Raw genomic sequence first — 21,078 nt, 5'->3', positions numbered from 1 at the left:
GCGCCAGGGTTGAAGGGGGTGCCCGGGCGGGGGCGGTTCTGGGCGGGGATGTGCTGCCCCCCGTCCGGCTCGATTCAGGTCCGTTCCTCCAATTCTGCCCCGACGGTCAGCCGGAGTTCTCCGGTCAGGGCCTGGTCGAAGCCCTCCTCGATCCGCCGCAGGGTGATGGTGCGGGACGCCTTCAAAGCGGTCGCGTCCGTTCCGCCGGACAGTTCGAGGCGAACGTGAGCTCGTGGTTCGTCGTAGCTGTCCGGCAGGAGCAAGTTGACCAGAAACTGGTCACCGTAGCGGCGCGGCACACCGCTTCCGCAGTGGTCGGCCGCACACAGCCGATAGGCGGAGTCCTCGTCGTAGGGCAGCGCGCCGGCCTGCCAGGTGACGGCGACCTGGGGGATGAGGTCGAGCAGTTCACACGGCCCGCGGTCGCCGCCGCAGCCGGTCAGGGTCCACAGGACTGCGCCGACGGCGGCGACGCGCAGCGGTCGGCTCACCACTTCTTCGAGATCTGGGCTGTCACGTGTCCGTTCTCCGGCTCCTGGTGGTGGACGGGGCGGGCTTCACGCGGCCCCTGGGAGGAGGAACTCCCCGAGGTCGTTTCCATCGCGCCCCAGGAGGTGCTGCCCCGGGTCGGAGACCGCATGCGGCGACGGTTCATGGCCGCTCTGCGAGCGACGGACGGCCGGCCCGCCGCTTCCGGGCGAGGTTACCGGAAGCGGCGGGCCCTCGGGCAGGGCCGGTGATCAGGCCGTCGTCCACCACACCGTCGTGTCCGCCGGCACCTTCGCCTCGCCGTCGGCCTCGGTCACCTCGTCGCTGGAGAGCAGCACGCGCCCGTGCGCCGGCACCGTCACCGACTCGCCGGTCGTGTTGGCGACGCACACGAACTCGCCGCGCCGGAAGGCGAGGACGCCCTCCGGGGCCCGCAGCCACTGCACCGCGTCGCCCGCACCCAGGTCGGGATGGTCGCGGCGGACGGACAGGGCCGTGCGGTACAGCTCCAGGGTGGAGCCGGCGACGCCGGTCTGCGCCTCGACGCTCAGCTCGCCCCAGCCCTCGGGCTGCGGCAGCCAGCTGCCGCCGGTGCCGAAGCCGTACGACGATCCGGCGCGGGTCCACGGGATCGGCACCCGGCAGCCGTCGCGGAAGCCGTCCTGGCCGGCGCCGCGGAAGTAGGCGGGGTCCTGGCGGACCTCGTCGGGGAGGTCGGTGACGTCGGGGAGGCCGAGTTCCTCGCCCTGGTAGACGTAGGCCGAGCCGGGGAGGGCCAGCATCAGGAGGGTGGCCGCGCGGGCGCGGCGCAGGCCCAGTGCGCGGTCGCCGGGCAGGCGGATCTGGGTGCCCAGGCCCGCCGGGTTGGCGAAGCGGGTGGTGTGGCGGGTGACGTCGTGGTTGGACAGGACCCAGGTGGAGGGGGCGCCGACCGGGCGCATCGCGTCCAGGGTGCGGTCGATGACGCCGCGCAGCTCTTCCGCGTCCCAGTGGGTGCTCAGGTACTGGAAGTTGAACGCCTGGTGCAGCTCGTCGGGGCGGACGTAGTGCGCGGTGCGCTCGACGGTCGGGGTCCAGGCTTCCGCGACGAAGATCCGCTCCCCGCTGTACTCGTCGAGGATGCGCCGCCACTGGCGGTAGATGTCGTGGACGCCGTCCTGGTCGAAGAACGGCATGACGTCGTTGCCCAGCAGCTTCAGCTGGTCGTGGTCCCCGAGGTCGGGCAGGCCCGCCGCCTTGACCAGGCCGTGGGCGACGTCGATGCGGAAGCCGTCGACGCCCATGTCGAGCCAGAAGCGCAGGATCGAGCGGAACTCGTCGCCGACCGCCGGGTGCTCCCAGTTGAAGTCGGGCTGCTCGGGGGCGAAGAGGTGGAGGTACCACTCGCCGGGGGTGCCGTCGGGTTCCGTGACCCGCGTCCACGCCGGGCCGCCGAAGATGGACTCCCAGTCGTTGGGCGGCAGTTCGCCGTTCTCCCCCTTGCCGGGGCGGAAGTGGTAGCGGTCGCGGCACGGGGAGCCGGGGCCTTCCGCCAGGGCGCGCTTGAACCACTCGTGCTGGTCGGAGGAGTGGTTGGGGACCAGGTCGACGATGACGCGCAGGCCCAGTTCGTGGGCGTCGCGGATCAGCGCGTCGGCGTCCAGGAGGGTGCCGAACATCGGGTCGACGGCCCGGTAGTCGGCCACGTCGTAGCCGGCGTCGGCCTGCGGCGAGGCGTAGAAGGGGCTGAGCCACACCGCGTCCACGCCGAGGTCGCGGAGGTAGGGCAGACGGGTGCGGACGCCTTCCAGGTCGCCCATGCCGTCGCCGTCGCTGTCGGCGAAGCTGCGCGGGTACACCTGGTAGATCACCGCGTCCCGCCACCAGTCGCGGTGCCGGGTGGCGGTGGCGACGGCCGATGCGGTCCGGGGGGTGGGGGCCTGGGCTGCGGAGTGCTGCTGGCTCATGTCGTCCTTGCTGCGTAACGGGTACAGGGGAGCGTGGGCGAAAGGGAGGCGGTCGCGGGTGCTGCGGGGTCGGACGGACACACCGCGACCGCCACCCGTACGAGGGAGGGACTCAGCCCTTCGTGCCGCCCGCCGTGAGGCCGGTCACCAGGTTCTTCTGCACGAGGTAGAAGAAGGCCGACACCGGTATCGCGATCAGCACGGCGGTGGCGGCCATCAGGTTGCGCTGGGCGTCGTGCTCGCTGACGAAGCTCTGCAGTCCGACGGCGAAGGTGTACTTGGTGTCGGACAGCATGAACGTGGAGGCGAAGGCGACCTCGCCGAACGCCGTGATGAAGCTGTAGAAGCCGGCCACCGCCAGGCCCGGCCGGGCCAGCGGCAGGATCAGCCGGAAGAACGTGCCGAACGGCGACAGCCCGTCGACGCGGCCCGCCTCGTCGATCTCGAACGGGATGGTGTCGAAGTACCCCTTGAGCAGCCAGGCGCAGTACGGCACCGCGGTCGAGCAGTAGACGAGCACCAGGCCCAGGTAGCTGTCGATCAGCCGCAGCTCGGAGAGGATCTGGTACATCGGCACGATGAGTACGGCGATGGGGAACATCTGCGTCAGCAGCAGCACCCACATCAGCTTGCGGTACCCGGGGAAGCGCATCCGGGAGACCGCGTACCCGGTCGTCGCGGCGACCAGGACGCCGATGACCGTGGTGCCGAGCGAGACGATCAGCGAACTCTTGAGCCATTCCCAGAAGTTGGTGTGCTGGAGGACGAACGCGTAGTTGTCGAACGTCATCTTCCCCCAGATCTCGCCGGGGTGCAGGTAGTCGTCCTTGTCCGGGCCGAGGGAGAGGAAGAGCAGCCAGGCGACGGGGAAGAGGGCGATCAGGGAGGCGGTGATCAGGACGGCGTGCGAGGCGAGGGCGCTGCCCGTGCCACGCCGGCCGCGCCGCACCGCGCCGCGGGGGGCGTCGGCCCGCTCTGCCGGACCGGTCGCCGGGGTGGGGACGGTGGTGGTGGTCATGGTGGGTGCCTCAGATCGCGAGCTGCTGCTCATCGCGGTTCAGCCAGCGGCGGTAGAAGGAGGTGAAGACGATCAGGACGGCCAGCAGCAGGATGCCGTAGGCGGCGGACTGCGCGAACTCGCGCGGCTGCTGTCCGAACCCGAGCTGGTAGGCCCAGGTGACCAGGATCTGCGCGTCCGGCGCGGTGTTGCCGAAGAGCAGGAAGATGATGGCGAACTGGTTGAAGGTCCAGATGACGCCCAGCAGGACGACGGTGGAGCTGACCGACCTGAGTCCGGGCAGCGTCACGTGCCGGAAGCGCTGCCAGGCGTTCGCGCCGTCCATCTCGGCGGCCTCGTACAGCGAGGAGTCGATCGACTGGAGCCCGCCGAGCAGCGAGACCATCATGAACGGCACCCCGCACCAGGTGTTGACCATGATCGCGGCGAACCGCTGCCAGAAGGTGTCCTCCAGCCACAGCGGCGTCGGCAGGCGCAGGGACTCCAGGGCGGAGTTGACGATGCCGGAGTCGGCGAGCATGAACCGCCAGCCGAAGACGGTGACGAAGGTCGGCACGGCCCACGGCAGGACCAGGATCAGCCGGTAGAGGGTGCGCCCGCGCAGGTCCTTCTGGTTGAGCAGCAGGGCCAGGCCCAGGCCGACGCAGTAGTGCAGGGTGACGCAGGCGGCGGTCCACACCACCGTCCAGACGAAGTGCGACCAGAAGCGGTCGTAGGCCGTCTCGCCCCACAGGATGTCGGCGTAGTTGTCGAGCCCGACGAACTCGTACGTCGCCTCGATCTCGTTGACGCCGATGGTGCGCGCGGAGTTGAGGCTGTTGGCGTCGGTGAGGGTGAGGTAGAAGCCGTAGGCGAGCGGGTAGAGCACCAGGACGCCGAGGACGATCACGACCGGGGCGATCATGGCGTAGGCGTACCAGTGTCTGCGGTACCCGTGCTTCAGACGCGTGCCCAGCCCGGGCCGCGGCGTGCGGTCACCGCGGCGCTTGCCGGTGGCGCGGTCGATGGCGACTGTCATGGTTCGACGACCTTCTCGGAATCCTGCGGATCAAGATCTGGGGCTCGGGCCGGTGGCCGCCGGGCCCCGCTCCCCCCGGGGCGGGACTCCGGCGGCCACCGGGGCCGGCTCACTTGCTGAAGTCGGGCACCAGCTTGGTGAACGCCGTCTCGATGTCGCCCAGCCCGTCGTCCAGGGACTTCTTGCCGCTGGCGATCAGGGGCAGTTCGTCGTCGAGCGGGGTCAGCAGGGAGCTGTACTCGGGCAGTGCCGGGCGCGGCCGGGCGCTGGAGAGGACGGTCTGGTAGCCGGTGATGCCCGGGTCGGCCTTCACCTTCTCCGTGTACGCGTCGTCCCGGGTGGGCAGCGTGGAGTTCTTCAGCGCGGTGGTCTCCTGCGCCTTGGCGGAGGTCATGAAGTTCACGAACTTCAGCGCGGCCTTCTGGTGCGCCTCGTCCGAACCGGCGTACACGGAGAGGTTGTGGCCGCCGGTGGGAGCCCCCGCCTCGCCCGTGGAGCCGGCCGGGACGGTCGCGATCCCCAGGTTCTCCTTGTCCTTGAAGGCGGAGCCCTTGTAGAAGTTGGTGATCTCCCAGGGGCCCTCGATGATCGCGGCGACCTCGCCGTTGACGAAGGCGTCCTGCTTGTGGGCGTAGGCGTCGGCGGTGACGTCGGCCTTGCCCAGGCCCTTGCCGTCGAACAGGCCCAGCCAGGTCTGGTACGCCTTCTTCGCCGCGGCGGAGGTGACGGTGATCTTCTTGGCCTCGGTGTCGACGAGGTCGGTGCCCTCGCCGAAGAGGAACGGCTGGCCGTAGTACCCGGCGGTGGAGCCCTGGTACCCGTCGACGCCGGTCTTCTCCTTGATGGTGGCGGCGGCCTTCTTCAGGTCGTCCCAGGTCTTCGGCACGTCGACGCCGGCCTTCTCGAACAGGGCCTTGTTGTAGACCAGCGCGAGCGTGTCGGTGACCAGCGGGACGCCGTACACCTTGCCCTCGTACGTGGCCTGCTCGATCAGATTGCTCTGGAACGCGTCCTGTTCGGCGAGGGCCTCGGTGCCGTCCAGCGGCAGGAAGAAGCCCTTCTTGGCGAAGGCGGCGGTCCAGCCGACGTCCGTGCGCAGCACGTCCGGGGCGCCCGAGGCGCCGGCGGCGGTGTCGAACTTGTTCTGCGCCTGGTCGAAGGGGACGTTGACGAAGTTGACCTTGATGTCCTCGTTGGCGGCCTCGAACTCCTTGACCAGGGCCTTGTACGTCGGCGCCTCGTTGGTCGCGTTGGAGGTGTCCCAGTAGGTGATGGTCACCGGGCCGTCGGCCGAGTCGCCGCTGTCGCTCCCGCCGCAGGCCGTCGCCGCGAGGGCGAAGGACGCCACCAGCGCGGTGGCCGCTATGCCACGCCGCATGAGTTCTCCTTGAGGGTGAAAGCCCGTGAGTGCAGGAGGGGTCCCGTCCGCCGCTCCTGTCGACTTGCCGACTGCGCCGTTGCTGCCGCCGCCGGGCGACGTGAACGTAACAGCGATGAAAGCGTTCCGAAAGACCTTGCAGAAAAAAAGTGCAAGGCGTCGCCGACGTTATCCGGGCGTGACCAGTCAGCGACCGCCGTGAGACGCTTGTTTATGGGGGTCGACCGCTCCGGAGCCGGCTGTGCAAGACTCTGCAAGTTCTTGCCGTCAATTTCTTGAGGGAGCGCGATGACGCAGCAGCCCGCGCGGGGGCGTCCGACAAGTCGCCCACGGCGGCCGATCGGTGGGCAAGCGGCGCACCGCCCGGTACAGTCCACCCCTGTGACCACACGGCTTGCCGACATCGCCGCCCAGGCGGGGGTGAGCGAAGCGACCGTCAGCCGCGTCCTCAACGGCAAGCCGGGCGTCGCCGCCACCACCCGCCAGTCCGTACTGGCCGCCCTGGACGTCCTGGGCTACGAGCGCCCGGTACGCCTGCGCCAGCGCAGCGAGGGCCTGGTGGGCCTGATCACCCCGGAGCTGGAGAACCCCATCTTCCCGGCCCTCGCCCAGGTCATCGGCCAGGCGCTGACCCGGCAGGGGTACACCCCGGTCCTGGCCACCCAGACCCCCGGCGGCTCCACGGAGGACGAGCTGACGGAGATGCTGGTCGACCGCGGGGTGGCCGGCATCATCTACGTCTCCGGCCTGCACGCCGACACCAACGCCGACATGCAGCGCTACGAGCGGCTGCGCGCGCGGGGCGTCCCCTTCGTCCTGGTCGACGGCTTCTCCCCCAAGGTCCAGGCCCCGTTCATCTCCCCCGACGACCGCGCGGCGATGAACCTGGCCGTCACGCACCTGGTCTCCCTCGGCCACACCCGCGTCGGCCTGGCCCTGGGTCCCAAGCGCTTCGTGCCGGTCCAGCGCAAGACGGAAGGCTTCGTCCGCGCCGTACAGGACCTGCTGGGCCTCGCCGCCGACCAGATCGAGACAGAACTGATCCAGCACTCCCTCTACACCCTGGAGGGCGGCCAGGCGGCCGCCTCGGCCCTGATCGACCGGGACTGCACGGCGGTGGTCTGCGCCAGCGACATGATGGCGCTCGGCGCGATACGCGCGGCACGGCAGCGCGGGCTGGAGGTCCCGCGGGACGTCTCGGTGGTCGGCTTCGACGACTCCCCGCTGATCGCCTTCACCGACCCGCCCCTGACCACGGTCCGCAAACCGGTCCCGGCGATGGGGCAGGCCGCCGTACGCACCCTGCTGGAGGAGATCGGCGGGACCCCGGCCCCGCACAGCGAGTTCGTGTTCATGCCGGAACTGGTGGTCCGCGGCTCGACGGCCTCGGCCCCCCAGGGGCGCCGGCGCGGCTGAGTCCTCCTCAGGGCGGAGCGGACGCCCTCCGCCCGGTGTAGAACGTGCGTCCAGAACCCGACGGGGGGATGATCGGTCGCGGAAAGCTTTTCTGGCAGACTCTGTGCCTATGGGTGACACGACCGTGACGACGACGGAAAGCCGTATAGAGGCTGTTCCGCAGCAGGTCACGGCCGCGCCCCGGCGGCCCCTGCGGGACCGTCTGCGCACCCCGCGCCGGCCCCGCCTGTGGTTCGAGATCCTCCTGATCGCGGTCAGTTACTGGCTGTACTCGCTCGTGCGCAACGCGGTGCCCGAGCAACGCGGTCAGGCGCTGCGCAACGCCGACTGGATCTGGCGGCTGGAACACCAACTCGGCATCGCCGTGGAACAGTCGTTCAACCATGCCGTGAACTCGGTGACTTGGCTGATCGTCGGCATGAACTACTACTACGCGACCCTGCACTTTGTGGTCACCCTCGCCGTCCTGGTGTGGCTCTTCCGCAGCCATCCCGGCCGCTACGCGGCGACACGGCTCGTCCTGTTCGCGACGACGGGGGTCGCGCTGGCCGGTTACTACCTGTATCCGCTCGCCCCGCCCCGGCTGATGAACGGCGGCGGCTTCATAGACACGGTCATGGTCCACGAGACCTGGGGGTCGATGGCCTCCGGCGACCTGAAGAGCATGTCCAACCAGTACGCCGCGATGCCGTCGATGCACATCGGGTGGTCGCTGTGGTGCGGGCTGACGGTCTTCGCGCTGGCGTCCGTGCCGTGGGTGCGGGTGCTGGGACTGCTGTACCCGGCGGCGACGCTGGTCGTCATCGTCGCGACGGCCAACCACTTCTGGCTGGACGCGGTGGGCGGGCTGCTGTGCCTGTGCTTCGGGTACGGGGTCGCCGCCGCGTGGTACGGGAGAGTGCCGTACGCGCTGCCGCGGGTACCGGGGCCGCGCGGCGGTGACGGGGACGGTACGGGGACGGGGCGGGCTCGGGACTGACGGGGCGCCGTCGGCCGGACCGGGGCCCGGCGGGCTCGGGGCTGACCGGGCGCCGTCAGCCGAGCCGGGGCGGGCGAGCCGGAGCCGGGTGGGCTCAGGGCTGACCGGGCGCCGTCAGCCGGGCCGGGGCGGGCGAGCCGGAGCCGGATGGGCTCAGGGCTGACCGGGCGCCGTCAGCCGGGCCGGGGCGGGCGAGCCGGAGCCGGATGGGCTCAGGGCTGACCGGGCGCCGTCGGCCGAGCCGGGGCCGGCGGGCTCGGCGCACACCGGACGCCGCCGACCAGCCCGGGGCCAGGCGGGCCGCGCGGGCCCGGCGCCGACGGGGTGCCGTCCGCGTCCGCCCTCCCCCGTCGTCCGTGGGAGCGCCTCCCAGGCCGTTCGGGCGTGGGGGAGGCACCGCCGCCCGCGGTCCGAGGGCCCCGGCCCGCCCACGGCCTCCGGCGTCACCCCCCGTAGAACAGCGCCTCCACGACCCCCCGAGCCCGCCGCGCGGTCCGCCGGTACGCGTCCAGCATGTCCCCGACGTGACCGTCCCCGTACCCCAGGTACCGCCCCACCGCCGCCAGTTCCCGGCTGCCGCTCGGGAACGTGTCCCCTGCCCTGCCCCGCACCAGCATCACCGCGTTGCGCACCCGCGTCGCCAGCACCCACGCCTCGTCGAGGATCCGCGCCTCCTCCTCCCCCACCAGCCCCGCCTCGCGCGCGGCGGCCAGCGCCGCCCGCGTCCGCGTCGTCCGCAGCCCCGCCACCTCGTGCCCGTGCCGCAACTGCGCCAGCTGCACGGTCCACTCCACGTCCGACAGCCCGCCCGGCCCCAGCTTGACGTGCAGCTTCGGGTCCGCCCCGCGCGGCAGCCGCTCCGACTCCATGCGCGCCTTCAGCCGCCGGATCTCCCGCACCGCGTCCTCGTCCAGCCCCCGCGCCGGGTACCGCAGCGGATCGACCAGGTCCAGGAAGCGCCGCCCCAGGTCCGCGTCGCCCGCCACCACCTCGGCCCGCAGCAGCGCGTGCGACTCCCACACCAGCGACCAGCGCCGGTAGTACGCCTCGTAGGACTTCAGTGTCCGCACCAAGGGGCCCGACTTGCCCTCCGGCCGCAGGTCCGCGTCCACGACCAGCGGCGGGTCCGCGCTCGGCACCTGCAACAGCCGCCGCAGCTCCGCCACGACCCGGTTCGCGGCCTCCCCCGCCTCCCGCTCCCCGACCCCGTCCCTCGGCTCGTGCACGAACAGCACGTCCGCGTCCGAGCCGTAGCCCAGCTCGTGCCCCCCGAACCGCCCCATCCCGATGATCGCGAACCGGGTCGGCAGCTCATCGCCCCACCCTTCCCTCACCACCGCCCGCAGCGTCCCCGCCAGCGTCGCCGCCGTCAGGTCCGACACCGCCGCGCCCACCCGGTCCACCAGCGCCCCGGGATCGCCCACGGCGGGCTGCGCCTCGGTCCCGTACGACGCCACGATGTCCGCCGCAGCCGTGCGGAACAGCTCCCGCCGCCGTACCCCGCGCGCCGCCGTCACCCCCTGCACGGCCCCCTCCGCGCGCCCGACCGCCGCGAGGATCTCCGCCTCCAGCTGCTCCCGCCCGCGCGGAGCGAGCCCCCTGCCGTGCCCACCGCTCCCGCCGTTCCCGTCGCCGAGCAGCGCCACCGCCTCGGGCGCCCGCATCAGCAGGTCGGGGGCGAGCCGTCCGGCGGACAGCACCCGCGCGAGGTTCTCCGCCGCCGCGCCCTCGTCCCGCAGCAGCCGCAGGTACCAGGGCGTGTTCCCGAGCGCGTCCGACACCTTGCGGAAGTTGAGCAGCCCGGTGTCCGGGTCCGCCGAGTCCGCGAACCACCCCAGCAGCACCGGCAGCAGCGTCCGCTGGATCGCCGCCTTGCGCGTCACCCCGGACGCCAGCGCCTCCAGGTGCCGCAGGGCCGCCGCCGGGTCGGCGTACCCGAGGGCGACCAGCCGCTCGCGCGCCGCCTCGGCGCTCAGCCGCGCCTCCCCCGGCGCCAGCGCGGCCACCGCGTCGAGCAGCGGCCGGTAGAACAGCTTCTCGTGCAGCCGCCGCACCACCGCCGCGTGCCGCCGCCACTCCCGCAGCAGCGTGGCGACCGGGTCGGTGCGCAGCCCCAGCGACCGTCCGATGCGCCGCAGGTCGGCCTCGTCCTCGGGCACGAGGTGCGTCCGCCGCAGCCGGTGCAGCTGGATCCGGTGCTCCATGCCGCGCAGGAACCGGTACGCCTCGTCCAGCTGGGCCGCGTCCACCCGCCCCACGTACCCGCCCGCCGCCAGCGCCCTCAGCGCGTCCAGCGTCGTACCGCTGCGCAGCGACGCGTCGGCCCGTCCGTGCACCAGTTGCAGCAGCTGCACCGCGAACTCGACGTCCCGCAGCCCGCCCGGACCCAGTTTGATCTGCCGGTCGACCTCGGCGGCGGGGATGTTCTCGACCACCCGGCGCCGCATCCGCTGCACGTCGGCGACGAAGTTCTCCCGCTCGGCGGCCTGCCACACCAGCGGCTGGAGCGCGGCGACGTACTCCTCCCCCAGTGCGAGGTCGCCGGCCACCGGCCGGGCCTTGAGCAGCGCCTGGAACTCCCAGGTCTTGGCCCACCGCTGGTAGTACGCGACGTGACTGCTGAGCGTGCGCACCAGCGGCCCGTTGCGCCCCTCGGGCCGCAGGTTGGCGTCGACGGGCCAGATGGAGCCCTCCACCGTGGTCTCCGAGCAGATCCGCATCAGGTGGGACGCGAGCCGGGTCGCGGCCCGTACCGCCGCCGTCTCGTCGGCCCCCTCCGCCGGCTCGCCCACGAAGATGACGTCGACGTCGGACACGTAGTTCAGCTCGTGGCCCCCGCACTTGCCCATCGCGATCACCGCGAGCCGGCACAGCGCGGCGTCCTCGGGCGCGGCGTCCGCCGCGATCCGCAGCGCGGCGCGCAGCGTGGCGGTGGCGAGGTCGGCCAGTTCGGCGGCGGTCTCGGCGACGTCGATGGTGCCGCACACGTCACGGGCGGCCAGCGACAGCAGGCAGCGCCGGTAGGCGACCCGCAGCGAGACCGGGTCGTCGGCCCCGCCCAGGCACTGCTCGAACTCCGCCAATCCCGGGTGCAGGTCACGCGGTTCGTACGTGACCAGCGCCCGCCAGTCCCCGGTGTGCCGGACGAGGTGGTCGCCGAGCGCCTCGGAGGCGCCCAGCACACCGAGCAGCCGGTCGCGCAGCGGCTTGGACGCGGTGAGCGTGCCCAGCAGCTCGCGGCGCGCGGCGGGCTCGGGCTGGGCCTCCAGGAGCCGGACCAGGCCGTGCAGCGCGAGGTCGGGGTCGGCGGTGGCGCCGAGGGCGTCGAGGAGCACCGGGTCGTTGCGGACCGGCGTCAGCTCCACGCTGTCCAGCAGCCGCTCGGCGGCCGAGGCGTCCGTGAAGCCGTGCCGCAGCAGTCGTGTGAAGGTGCTGCTCCTGCGCCCCGGCGCCGTCATCCCCGGCCTCCTGTCGGATCAAGGTCGTCCTGGCCAGAGCCTAACCGGACACCTCGCCGACGGGGTGGCGGCCGGCGCGGCCGTCCGCTTGGTCGGGCGGGAGCCGTCCGAAGGGAGCCGCACCGGTACGCCCCGGACGTCAGGCCGTCCCCTCCCGCCACCCGTTGGTGACCGGCAGCCGGCGGTCCTTGCCGAAGCCCTTCGGGGAGATCTTCGTGCCCGGCGGGTACTGGCGCCGCTTGTACTCGGCGGTGTCGACCATGCGCAGCGTCCTCGTCACCAGTTCCCGGTCGTACCCGGCGGCGACGATCTCGTCCGCGCCCCGGTCCCGGTCGACGTACAGCTCCAGGATGGCGTCGAGCACCGGGTAGTCCGGCAGGGAGTCCGTGTCGACCTGTCCCGGCCGCAGTTCGGCGCTGGGCGGCTTGGTGATCGAGTTCTCCGGGATCGGCGGGGTCTGCCCGCGCTCCCGCGCCGCCCGGTTGCGCCACTCGGCCAGCCGGAAGACGGACGTCTTGTACACGTCCTTGATCGGCCCGTAGGCGCCCACCGAGTCGCCGTACAGCGTCGAGTAGCCGACCGCCAGCTCCGACTTGTTGCCGGGGGCCAGCACGAGGTGGCCCTCCTGGTTGGAGAGCGCCATCAGCAGGGTGCCGCGCAGCCGGGACTGGAGGTTCTCCTCGGCCAGCCCGGTCAGTCCCAGCGCCCCCATGTACGCGTCGAACATCGGCTCGATGGGCACGGTCCGGAAGGTGAGGCCGGTGCGCCGCGCCAGCTCCGCCGCGTCGTCCTTGGAGTGGTCGGAGGAGTACTTCGACGGCATGGAGACGCCGTGGACGTTCTCCGCGCCCACCGCGTCACACGCGATCGCGGCGACCAGCGCCGAGTCGATGCCGCCGGAGAGCCCGACCAGCACCGACCGGAACCCGTTCTTGGTGACGTACGCCCGCAGCCCGGTGACGAGCGCCGAGTAGACCTCCTCGTCGTCGTCGAGCCGGTCCGCGTGCCCGCCCGTCGCGGTCGCCTCGTACGGCGCCACCGGCTCCTCGCAGATCACGGCCCGCTCGATGCGCAGCCCGTCGTCGACGATCCCGCCCGGCGCGTCGGCCAGGGGCAGCGCGCCCGGCAGGTCGAGGTCGAGCACGAGGCACCCCTCGGTGAACTGGGGGGCCCGCGCGAGGACCTCCCCGTCCGCCGCGACCACGATCGAGTCGCCGTCGAAGACCAGTTCGTCCTGGCCGCCCGTCATCGCGAGGTAGGCGGTGGTGCAGCCGGCCTCCTGGGCCCGCTTGCGCACCAGTTCCAGCCGGGTGTCGTCCTTGTCGCGCTCGTAGGGCGAGGCGTTGACGGACAGCAGCAGTCCCGCCCCGGCCGACCGGGCGGCCGGCACCCGTCCGCCGTCCTGCCAGAGGTCCTCGCAGATGGCCAGCGCGACGTCGACGCCGCGCACCCGCAGCACCGGCATGGTGTCGCCGGGCACGAAGTAGCGGAACTCGTCGAAGACGCCGTAGTTCGGCAGGTGGTGCTTGGCGTAGGTCAGCACGACCTCGCCGCGGTGCAGGACCGCGCCCGCGTTCTGCGGCGCCCCGGCGGGCTGGCCGTACTTCGGCTGCGCGGTCGGGCAGCGGTCGAGGTAGCCGACGACCACCGGCAGCTCGCCGAGCCCTTCCTCGGCGAGCCGGGCGGCCAGCGTGCGCAGGGCCTGGCGGGAGGCCCGTACGAAGGAGGAGCGCAGGGCGAGGTCCTCGACGGGGTAGCCGGTCAGCGCCATCTCCGGGAACGCCGCGAGGTGGGCGCCCTGCTCGGCGGAGTGCCGGGTCCAGCGCAGGATCGACTCGGCGTTCGACGCGAGGTCACCGACGGTGGAGTCGATCTGATTGAGGGCGAGTCGTAGTTGAGGCACCCGGCCAGTGTAATCGTCAGAACGACACTATGGGGGCGCCCCGGACTCCCGGGAACGGCCCGGTGCCCCAGGAATGGCCCGATCGAACAGGTGGCCTCTACCCTGCGGGGAGAGCATGGAATCCGCCGGAGCGACGCAGGAACCCTACGTACGGTGTTCAGACCCGGGCCGCCCGCCCGATCAAGGTCGGCAACGCGTACGAAACGGTGCTGTGGTGGGATGCTCAGGTGCCCGACCGCCTCCTGCGGTACCGAGGGAAGGCGCCGGATACGGTGCCGGAGACAGGCGGCCTGACCAGCAAGGATGGGGAAGCGCAAGATGGACAAGCAGCAGGAGTTCGTGATCCGGACGCTCGAGGAGCGTGACATCCGGTTCGTGCGCCTGTGGTTCACGGACGTACTGGGCTTCCTGAAGTCCGTCGCCGTGGCCCCCGCCGAGCTGGAGCAGGCCTTCGACGAGGGCATCGGCTTCGACGGCTCGGCGATCGAGGGCTTCGCCCGGGTCTACGAGTCCGACATGATCGCCAAGCCGGACCCGTCGACCTTCCAGGTCCTGCCGTGGCGCGCGGAGGCCCCCGGCACCGCCCGGATGTTCTGCGACATCCTGATGCCGGACGGCTCGCCGTCCTTCGCCGACCCGCGCTACGTGCTCAAGCGCGCCCTGAACCGGGCCTCCGACTCGGGCTTCACCTTCTACACCCACCCGGAGATCGAGTTCTTCCTGCTGAAGAACAAGCCGGTCGACGGCTCGGTGCCGACCCCGGCCGACAACTCCGGCTACTTCGACCACACCCCGCAGAACATCGGCATGGACTTCCGCCGCCAGGCGATCACCATGCTGGAGTCGATGGGCATCTCGGTGGAGTTCTCCCACCACGAGGGCGCCCCCGGCCAGCAGGAGATCGACCTGCGCTACGCTGACGCGCTCTCGACGGCCGACAACATCATGACGTTCCGCCTGGTGATGAAGCAGGTGGCGCTGGAGCAGGGCGTGCAGGCGACGTTCATGCCGAAGCCGTTCTCCGAGCACCCGGGCTCCGGCATGCACACGCACCTGTCGTTGTTCGAGGGCGACCGCAACGCGTTCTACGAGTCCGGCGCGGAGTACCAGCTCTCCAAGGTGGGCCGCTCCTTCATCGCGGGCCTGCTGCGGCACGCCGCCGAGATCTCCGCGGTCACCAACCAGTGGGTCAACTCCTACAAGCGCATCTGGGGCGGCACCGAGCGCACCGCGGGCGCCGGCGGCGAGGCGCCGTCGTACATCTGCTGGGGCCACAACAACCGCTCCGCGCTGGTCCGCGTCCCCATGTACAAGCCCGGCAAGACCGGCTCGGCCCGCGTCGAGGTCCGCTCCATCGACTCCGGCGCCAACCCGTACCTGACCTACGCCGTCCTGCTCGCCGCCGGCCTCAAGGGCATCGAGGAGGGCTACGAGCTCCCGCAGGGCGCCGAGGACGACGTCTGGGCCCTCTCCGACGCGGAGCGCCGCGCCCTGGGCATCGAGCCGCTCCCGCAGAACCTGGGCGAGGCCCTGACCCTGATGGAACGCAGCGACCTGGTCGCCGAGACCCTCGGCGAGCACGTCTTCGACTTCTTCCTGCGCAACAAGCGCCAGGAGTGGGAGGAGTACCGCAGCGAGGTCACGGCGTTCGAGCTGCGGAAGAACCTGCCGGTGCTGTAAAGCCGACCGACCAGAGCAAGCCGCTGTCGCTTCTGACGTGAGGGGAGGGTCCCGCGCCGGGCCCTCCCCTCACGTCCCTGCGAGAGACGTGGCCCTCGTTCCAGCGCGATTTCGAGCCGACTGCGAAAACGCTGTCGGCTCCATCTTCTGTGCCGACGCGGGAAAGCCGAGGTATTGGATGGCCCGCTCCTCCTCCGGCCCACGCTTCCTCCGGACAGAAATCACACACCTGATCCGCCGGTCCACTCACCTTCACAAAAGGGAACTGTTCTACGGCAATCGATCAGTGGTGCGGAGGCGACTACAGGTTCCCATGCGTCACGCAGTACAGTTCCGGACTGACACACCGTGACCTGAAGTCACTCTTGACGGTCCGTCGGGTCGCCAATATTTTATAGCTCCCGTGGCCCTGTCGCGGAATTTGATCTTCAGGTGCAAGAACAGCGGAGATGAAGAATGGTGGCACGGATCCATGATTCATCACATAACAACACACTGTCCACAGCAGAATACGGGCTCAACGTACGCCTCAACCGCTTGCGCCACACTTCAGGACGTTACTTCATAACTGTCCTTGATGACGGCTTGGTATCCGGTCCCACATGGAAATCCGAACGTTATACTGCCCTCCTCAACACCGTTGAACGAGTCGGCTGCCCAGCGGTGATGGCTTATCCCGGATTCATCCGGCACTACGTTCCCTGCGCTTCTTCTCTCGCGCGCGTTGTCAACGTGACCGCCTCGACAGAACTCGGTGGTGTCACAGCCAAGGCATTGATCTTCGACGCCTCGGAGGCGGTGCGCTGCTCCGCCGACGCCATTGCTGTGCACGTGAGCTTCGGCAACGCGGACGAGGGGAGGATGTTACGGAATCTGGCGGCCGCGGTGACCGAAGCCCATGCCATCGGCATCCCAGTACTGGCCGCCGCTTACGTCAGGGACGACTCAGGGGCTCCCCTGACAGACGGTGCCAAGCAAGCTCACGCCGCGCGATGCGTCGTCGAACTGGGGGCAGACCTGGTCAAGTCTCCTTGGCCGGGAGACACCGACGGAATGGCACGCGTCGTCGAGGCAGCCTGGCCGGTACCCGTGCTCCTCGCGGGAGGGCCGCCCGGTTCGGACGACGAGACCGTGCACATGATCCGTCGTGGCCAGGGCGTCGGCGTCGCCGGCGTTTGCTTCGGTCGTCGGCTGTTGCACTCGCCCGACATCGCCACTCTGTCAAAGCACATCGCCGAAACCCTGAACGGTTCCTGATGGCAGGGGCCGAACTGGACAAGTGGGAGTTCCATATCGACTGGTGGAGCATGCTCCCGCCGGGCCGACCCACGAAAGGCGAAATTTCCTTCGTGCGGGAGTATGTGCGTTCCCTCCGCGTGGACTCAGCGCTGATCATGGGATCAACGCCCGAGTATCGTGATCTGTGCTGCGAACTGGGCATCCCGAACGTCTTCGTGATCGATCACAGCAAGACATTCCATCGGCACATATCCGACCATCGCGTGTACCGCGATACCGAGGAACGAGTGCTTTTCGGACGCTGGCAGGACGTGATCCCGCGATTCGTGAACCGATTCGATCTGGTACTGGGAGATCTGGTAAGCGGCAACGTTCCCTACGCCGAGCGTACCGCCCTCTACGAGTCTGTACGTCGGTCACTCACCCGGCGTGGGCTATTCATCGAGAAAGTCCTCACGAACCGTTATGGATATCAGAAGATCTCCCATCTGAAAGCACAGTACGCCGACGCTCTCATTAACCTGGAGTCGATCAACCGATTCGCCAACGACTTCTTCTTCTCGAGCGAACTCGTCGAGAGAGATCAAATCGTGAACGTTGCCCGTATCACCCAGGACTTGCGGCGCTCTTTCTCTGGACACGCCCGGCTCAACCGGCTTCTCGACACCTCGTCGAAGGTTGTTCCACCATCAGGGGTCTGGTACTACGGGCGGCCGTGGCACCGGCTGGAAAAAGACTACCGGAGCGTCTTCCATATTGAGCACATTCACACGGCAAAAGACCCGGACTCCTTCCTTCAACGCATAGAGCTCTTTGTATCGACCTCGAGAGAAGGATGATGCCGACGTTGCCCAGGCCGAGCCTGTACACAGCCGGAGATTTGGGGAAGATCGCACTTCGGTGGGCCTTGTATGCCGTTCCTTCCGTCGTGGTCCCCATTATCTTGGGGGTGACGATCAAAAATGACGAAGGCGGACCGCTTCTCTCGAATTATGAGCAGATGGTCACCGGAGCGTTGCTCTTCATCATTATGACTCTGGCCTCCATCGGACAGGACATTTTTGTTCTGGCCCGCTTCGCGGCACGTGAAAGTCGAACGGCTCGCATCGAGGACGAGGTCGACAGCCACCTGACCAACTTCCGAGCCAGTTTCAACCTGCTGCTCCAACGGGCACCCTACCAGGAGAACCTTTTCGCGCAACTGTTCACCGATTCGCTCAAGGAAATGGAACGGGCGATATTCCGCGCTGCTTCCGACCAGAGCCTCCCTGTCGACGAGTACACCTATAAAGCCTCGTCATTCACGACGGCCATGATCGCGAAGAGAGACCGCGACATTCTGCGATTCGTTCACCATGTCGGCGACACGTTCGTCACCACGCTTCAGGGACAGGATTTCAACAGGCGCATCTCCGCCATGTGCTGCAAAGGGAACGTCAGGGTACGACGACTCTGCGTGTACCGAGATCCTGCGGATCTCACCGACACCTTGACAACTCGAATCTTTGAATTCCATTCGCGCAATCGAAACCATGACTACCGGGTCCTCTCCTACGAGGCATGGAAAACCATATTGCGCGACTTCGGCATTCACGAGTTCGGAGACATGGGCGTGTGGGGCGACATCCTTTGCTACCGTTCCCCCGAGGACAACGCAGCCAATACTCAAGGTCTTTACTCCACCGATCCCTCGGTCATCGCCAAGTTCGCCTCTGCTTTTGACCGAGCCTGGGGCCACGGTGATGTCCCGCTCCACTACACCGGAGGCCCTATGACGGTTCACGAACTCGCCCATGGCGTCGAGCCCCCGCCGGCGCTGATGGACCGGGAGAGGATGGTGGTTGATCCGCCCGCGTGAGAAAAGCGAGAGCAGATCTGATCCACCCACAGGAGGGGGAGCACCACGGTGGAATTGGTCGCAGGAAGAACCAAGGATGGCGTGGAGTTGCACGGTGTCCTGGTGCCACCACTCGATCATGGTTTTCCGACGCTCGTACACATTCACGGGAAGTGCGGCAATTTCTACCAGAACTATTTTATCCGAGTTTTCATCCGGGAGTGCGCTCAACTCGGAATCGGATTTCTCGCGATGAACACGCGCGGCCGTGACTGCCTGGCGGACACACTGGTCGGCGACCATATCGAGTACCTGGGTGGCAGCCTTGAGCGGTTCGACGACTGCCTGCTCGATCTCGACCTCATGTACCGGCTGGCGAAGGAACACAGCGAGTGCGTCATCATGCAGGGACACAGCTTCGGGTGTGAGAAAGTCCTGCATTACGCGAACCAACGCAGTCCCCACATTCCTCTCGTCCTCCTGTCCCCCAGCAGCAGTCGTGACGTACAGACGTCGTACGTCGGCCAGAGTGCCGAGGAGCAAGCGAACTCCCTCGAATCACTACCGCCTCGCCCGGAAATGGAACCCGAATGGACTGACCTGGTGGCCGCGGATCAATACGGAGTACATGTAGCCGATGTGAGCTACCCTATTCCCATCACCAGGCCGGCGTTGCTTAACCTATTACGTTCGGAGGCGCTGGACATACTCGACGTAGCTGGCGTTTGGCAACAGCATCACCGATTCGAGCACGGATTTGTGTATCTAGGTGGACGCGATCCCTACATCACTCGCTCTCCGCTAGCTACGGAACAGCATCTGAAGCGCATGTTCCGCCGGTGTGACTTTCTTCGGGTTCCCGAAGGAGATCACCATTTCTCAGGGATTGAGACGCACATTATCGAGAACGTCTCGGCGTGGGCGCTGAGTCCCGAACTTCAGCCCGCTTTCCGCAAAGAAAAACGAGAGGACAGGAAATGACTAAAAAGGCTTTCGTCACCGGTGGCACAGGGTCCATCGGCGCTGCGGTCGTACGCGCATTGCGAGAGGTCGACATCGAAGTCGTGTTCCAGTTCCGATCCGCTCAAGAAAGTGCCGAGAAATTGACGGAGGAAACTGGAGCCAAGGCCGTGCGCATGGAATTGAGTCAACGCTTCGAGGCGTCTTCCAACGGCCGGGTAAACCTTGACGAAATCGACATCCTAGTGAACAGTGCAGGAATTCTACTGACCAAGACTTCGATCGAGGAAGTCAGCGACGAGGAAATGTACGAGACTCTGGCAGTAAACTTGATGGCACCGTTCAAGCTCATGCGAGCGGTCATTCCCGGTATGAAAGATCGAGGGTGGGGACGTATCATCAATATTGGCTCCATCTACGCTCACCGTGGAGTCGGGAAAAACTCTTCCTACAATATTTCTAAGCATGCTCTCCTGGGGATGACGCGTTCCGCCGCGAAGGATCTGGCCGCCCACGGAATCACTGTCAATCAGGTGGATCCTTCCGCAGTGGATTCGCGGATCATCGACGACCTCGCGCAACGTTTCGCTGCGTCCGGTGAGATCACAGAGGATGAGTACAAACAGCAGATTGCCGACGTAATCCCGGTCGGCCGTCTCGCCGCTCCCCGAGACATCGCTTCCGCTGTCCTGTACCTCGCCGAAGAACGGAGCGGCTTCATTACCGGTGAGTCACTGGTCGTGGACGGCGGGCTGATCTCCTGATGACGGGACCGCTACCGTGTCATCCGAAGGCTCGTGAACCTGGAAGACAGGAACCCGGTGGATCTGGAGGACCTGAAGCGGCTGCGCCGTGCCCGGGACGTCATGGACCGCGACTACGCGGAGCCGCTGGACGTCCCGGCGCTGGCGCGGGTCGCCATGATGTCGGCCGGGCACTTCTCGCGGAGTTTCCGGGCGGCGTACGGGGAGACGCCGTACAGCTACCTGATGACCCGGCGGGTGGAGCGGGCCAAGGCGCTGCTGCGGCGGGGGGACCTGAGCGTGACGGACGTGTGCTTCGCGGTGGGGTGCACGTCGCTGGGGTCGTTCAGCACGCGGTTCACCGAGCTGGTGGGCGAGTCGCCGAGTGCGTACAAGGCGCGGGACCACGAGCCGGGAGCGCCGATTCCGGCGTGTGTGGCGAAGGTGCGGACCAGACCGGTCAGGAATCGAGAAGCGTGAGGCGCCGCCGGCTCGTAGCGTCGTCGGCATGGACATCAGAATCGCCCAGTGCTTCATCGCCGTCGACGACCACGACAAGGCGCTCGCCTTCTACCGGGACGTCCTCGGCTTCCAGGTCCGCAACGACGTCGCCTTCGAGGGGATGCGCTGGGTGACCGTCGCCCCGCCCGGCCAGCCCGACGTCGAGATCGTGCTGGAGCCGCCGCTGGCCGACCCGATGGCCCCCGAGGCCGACCGCAAGGCGATGGCGGAGCTGCTGGCCAAGGGGATGCTGCGGGGCGTCATCTTCGCCACCGACGACGTGGACGCGACGTTCGAACGCGTCCGGGCGGCCGGCGGCGAGGTGCTCCAGGAGCCGATCGACCAGCCCTACGGCGTCCGGGACTGCGCCTTCCGCGACCCGGCCGGCAACATGCTCCGCTTCAACCAGGCGCGCAAGGGATAGCGGCGGCCGTCGGAAAAGCAGGTACCGGCAGGCCCGCCCGCGTTAGGGTCTCCCGGCTCGCACGACACGCACGCAGCGCACGGGGAGAC

The 21,078-nt window shown here is 68.7% G+C and carries 18 protein-coding genes; 10 read left to right on the top strand and 8 right to left on the bottom strand.

The window, feature by feature from the left end:
• Window positions 1–74 precede the first annotated feature (74 nt).
• The 6 genes from ACY1JF_RS14010 to ACY1JF_RS13985 form a co-directional block, all read right to left on the bottom strand.
• The gene (locus tag ACY1JF_RS14010; protein ID WP_462705413.1) at window positions 75–491 is read right to left on the bottom strand and encodes a hypothetical protein; all 417 of its coding nucleotides are present in this window, start codon (window positions 489–491) and stop codon (window positions 75–77) included.
• Window positions 488–640, bottom strand: coding sequence for a hypothetical protein (locus ACY1JF_RS14005; protein ID WP_462705412.1), 153 nt, complete (start codon window positions 638–640; stop codon window positions 488–490). Before ACY1JF_RS14005 ends, ACY1JF_RS14010 begins: the two co-directional genes overlap by 4 nt.
• A 100-nt stretch (window positions 641–740) precedes the next feature.
• Complete coding sequence (locus ACY1JF_RS14000) at window positions 741–2,435, bottom strand: glycoside hydrolase family 13 protein (RefSeq protein WP_462705411.1); 1,695 nt, start codon at window positions 2,433–2,435, stop codon at window positions 741–743.
• A gap of 112 nt (window positions 2,436–2,547) precedes the next feature.
• Window positions 2,548–3,453, bottom strand: coding sequence for a sugar ABC transporter permease (locus ACY1JF_RS13995; protein WP_462705410.1), 906 nt, complete (start codon window positions 3,451–3,453; stop codon window positions 2,548–2,550).
• 10 nt (window positions 3,454–3,463) lie between these two features.
• Window positions 3,464–4,471 (bottom strand): carbohydrate ABC transporter permease, encoded by a 1,008-nt coding sequence (locus ACY1JF_RS13990; protein WP_462705409.1) that lies wholly within the window; start codon window positions 4,469–4,471, stop codon window positions 3,464–3,466.
• A gap of 109 nt (window positions 4,472–4,580) precedes the next feature.
• The gene (locus ACY1JF_RS13985) at window positions 4,581–5,849 is read right to left on the bottom strand and encodes an extracellular solute-binding protein (RefSeq protein WP_462705408.1); all 1,269 of its coding nucleotides are present in this window, start codon (window positions 5,847–5,849) and stop codon (window positions 4,581–4,583) included.
• 381 nt (window positions 5,850–6,230) lie between these two features.
• Here ACY1JF_RS13985 and ACY1JF_RS13980 point away from each other — a divergent pair, with 381 nt between their 5' ends.
• Both ACY1JF_RS13980 and ACY1JF_RS13975 read left to right on the top strand, forming a co-directional pair.
• On the top strand, window positions 6,231–7,265 hold the full coding sequence (locus ACY1JF_RS13980; protein WP_462705407.1) for a LacI family DNA-binding transcriptional regulator: 1,035 nt from the start codon (window positions 6,231–6,233) through the stop codon (window positions 7,263–7,265).
• 109 nt (window positions 7,266–7,374) lie between these two features.
• Complete coding sequence (locus tag ACY1JF_RS13975) at window positions 7,375–8,244, top strand: phosphatase PAP2 family protein (protein WP_462705406.1); 870 nt, start codon at window positions 7,375–7,377, stop codon at window positions 8,242–8,244.
• A gap of 443 nt (window positions 8,245–8,687) precedes the next feature.
• Here ACY1JF_RS13975 and ACY1JF_RS13970 read toward each other — a convergent pair whose 3' ends face one another.
• Both ACY1JF_RS13970 and ACY1JF_RS13965 read right to left on the bottom strand, forming a co-directional pair.
• A complete protein-coding gene (locus tag ACY1JF_RS13970) occupies window positions 8,688–11,702 on the bottom strand; it encodes a bifunctional [glutamine synthetase] adenylyltransferase/[glutamine synthetase]-adenylyl-L-tyrosine phosphorylase (protein WP_462705405.1) in 3,015 nt (1,004 codons plus the stop codon).
• 139 nt (window positions 11,703–11,841) lie between these two features.
• Window positions 11,842–13,605 (bottom strand): NAD+ synthase, encoded by a 1,764-nt coding sequence (locus tag ACY1JF_RS13965; RefSeq protein ID WP_462705404.1) that lies wholly within the window; start codon window positions 13,603–13,605, stop codon window positions 11,842–11,844.
• A gap of 318 nt (window positions 13,606–13,923) precedes the next feature.
• Between ACY1JF_RS13965 and ACY1JF_RS13960 the strand changes: the two genes are divergently transcribed.
• The 8 genes from ACY1JF_RS13960 (at window position 13,924) to ACY1JF_RS13925 (ending at window position 20,989) form a co-directional block, all read left to right on the top strand.
• The gene (locus ACY1JF_RS13960; protein WP_462705403.1) at window positions 13,924–15,285 is read left to right on the top strand and encodes a glutamine synthetase family protein; all 1,362 of its coding nucleotides are present in this window, start codon (window positions 13,924–13,926) and stop codon (window positions 15,283–15,285) included.
• 456 nt (window positions 15,286–15,741) lie between these two features.
• The gene (locus ACY1JF_RS13955; RefSeq protein ID WP_462705402.1) at window positions 15,742–16,542 is read left to right on the top strand and encodes a class I fructose-bisphosphate aldolase; all 801 of its coding nucleotides are present in this window, start codon (window positions 15,742–15,744) and stop codon (window positions 16,540–16,542) included.
• Entirely contained in the window at window positions 16,542–17,363 is an 822-nt protein-coding gene (locus ACY1JF_RS13950) for a hypothetical protein (protein WP_462705401.1), read from the top strand. The genes ACY1JF_RS13955 and ACY1JF_RS13950 overlap by 1 nt, the downstream gene beginning before the upstream one ends.
• Window positions 17,364–17,473: 110 nt before the next feature.
• Window positions 17,474–18,382, top strand: a complete 909-nt coding sequence (locus tag ACY1JF_RS13945; RefSeq protein WP_462705400.1) for a hypothetical protein — start codon at window positions 17,474–17,476, stop codon at window positions 18,380–18,382.
• A 48-nt stretch (window positions 18,383–18,430) separates the two neighbouring features.
• Complete coding sequence (locus ACY1JF_RS13940; protein WP_462705399.1) at window positions 18,431–19,342, top strand: alpha/beta hydrolase family protein; 912 nt, start codon at window positions 18,431–18,433, stop codon at window positions 19,340–19,342.
• Window positions 19,339–20,085, top strand: a complete 747-nt coding sequence (locus ACY1JF_RS13935) for an SDR family NAD(P)-dependent oxidoreductase (RefSeq protein ID WP_462705398.1) — start codon at window positions 19,339–19,341, stop codon at window positions 20,083–20,085. The genes ACY1JF_RS13940 and ACY1JF_RS13935 overlap by 4 nt, the downstream gene beginning before the upstream one ends.
• A gap of 57 nt (window positions 20,086–20,142) precedes the next feature.
• Entirely contained in the window at window positions 20,143–20,544 is a 402-nt protein-coding gene (locus ACY1JF_RS13930) for a helix-turn-helix domain-containing protein (protein WP_462705462.1), read from the top strand.
• 28 nt (window positions 20,545–20,572) lie between these two features.
• Complete coding sequence (locus tag ACY1JF_RS13925; protein WP_462705397.1) at window positions 20,573–20,989, top strand: VOC family protein; 417 nt, start codon at window positions 20,573–20,575, stop codon at window positions 20,987–20,989.
• Window positions 20,990–21,078: the final 89 nt, after the last annotated feature.

The sequence above is a fragment of the Streptomyces sp. SYSU D01066-1 genome (assembly GCF_054956795.1).
Note: the sequence above shows the minus strand (reverse complement) of the source record. Positions and strands in the feature narration are given on the sequence as shown.

What these genes read in the sequence shown, in the direction of transcription:
- ACY1JF_RS13975 (WP_462705406.1), top strand. Translation starts at nt 7,375, where the DNA reads ATGGGTGACACGACCGTGACGACGACGGAAAGCCGTATAGAGGCTGTT.
- ACY1JF_RS13935 (WP_462705398.1), top strand. Translation starts at nt 19,339, where the DNA reads ATGACTAAAAAGGCTTTCGTCACCGGTGGCACAGGGTCCATCGGCGCT.
- ACY1JF_RS13955 (WP_462705402.1), top strand. Translation starts at nt 15,742, where the DNA reads ATGGTGGCACGGATCCATGATTCATCACATAACAACACACTGTCCACA.
- ACY1JF_RS13960 (WP_462705403.1), top strand. Translation starts at nt 13,924, where the DNA reads ATGGACAAGCAGCAGGAGTTCGTGATCCGGACGCTCGAGGAGCGTGAC.
- ACY1JF_RS13985 (WP_462705408.1), bottom strand. Translation starts at nt 5,849, where the DNA reads ATGCGGCGTGGCATAGCGGCCACCGCGCTGGTGGCGTCCTTCGCCCTC.
- ACY1JF_RS13970 (WP_462705405.1), bottom strand. Translation starts at nt 11,702, where the DNA reads ATGACGGCGCCGGGGCGCAGGAGCAGCACCTTCACACGACTGCTGCGG.
- ACY1JF_RS14005 (WP_462705412.1), bottom strand. Translation starts at nt 640, where the DNA reads ATGCGGTCTCCGACCCGGGGCAGCACCTCCTGGGGCGCGATGGAAACG.
- ACY1JF_RS13925 (WP_462705397.1), top strand. Translation starts at nt 20,573, where the DNA reads ATGGACATCAGAATCGCCCAGTGCTTCATCGCCGTCGACGACCACGAC.
- ACY1JF_RS14000 (WP_462705411.1), bottom strand. Translation starts at nt 2,435, where the DNA reads ATGAGCCAGCAGCACTCCGCAGCCCAGGCCCCCACCCCCCGGACCGCA.
- ACY1JF_RS13990 (WP_462705409.1), bottom strand. Translation starts at nt 4,471, where the DNA reads ATGACAGTCGCCATCGACCGCGCCACCGGCAAGCGCCGCGGTGACCGC.
- ACY1JF_RS13995 (WP_462705410.1), bottom strand. Translation starts at nt 3,453, where the DNA reads ATGACCACCACCACCGTCCCCACCCCGGCGACCGGTCCGGCAGAGCGG.
- ACY1JF_RS13950 (WP_462705401.1), top strand. Translation starts at nt 16,542, where the DNA reads ATGGCAGGGGCCGAACTGGACAAGTGGGAGTTCCATATCGACTGGTGG.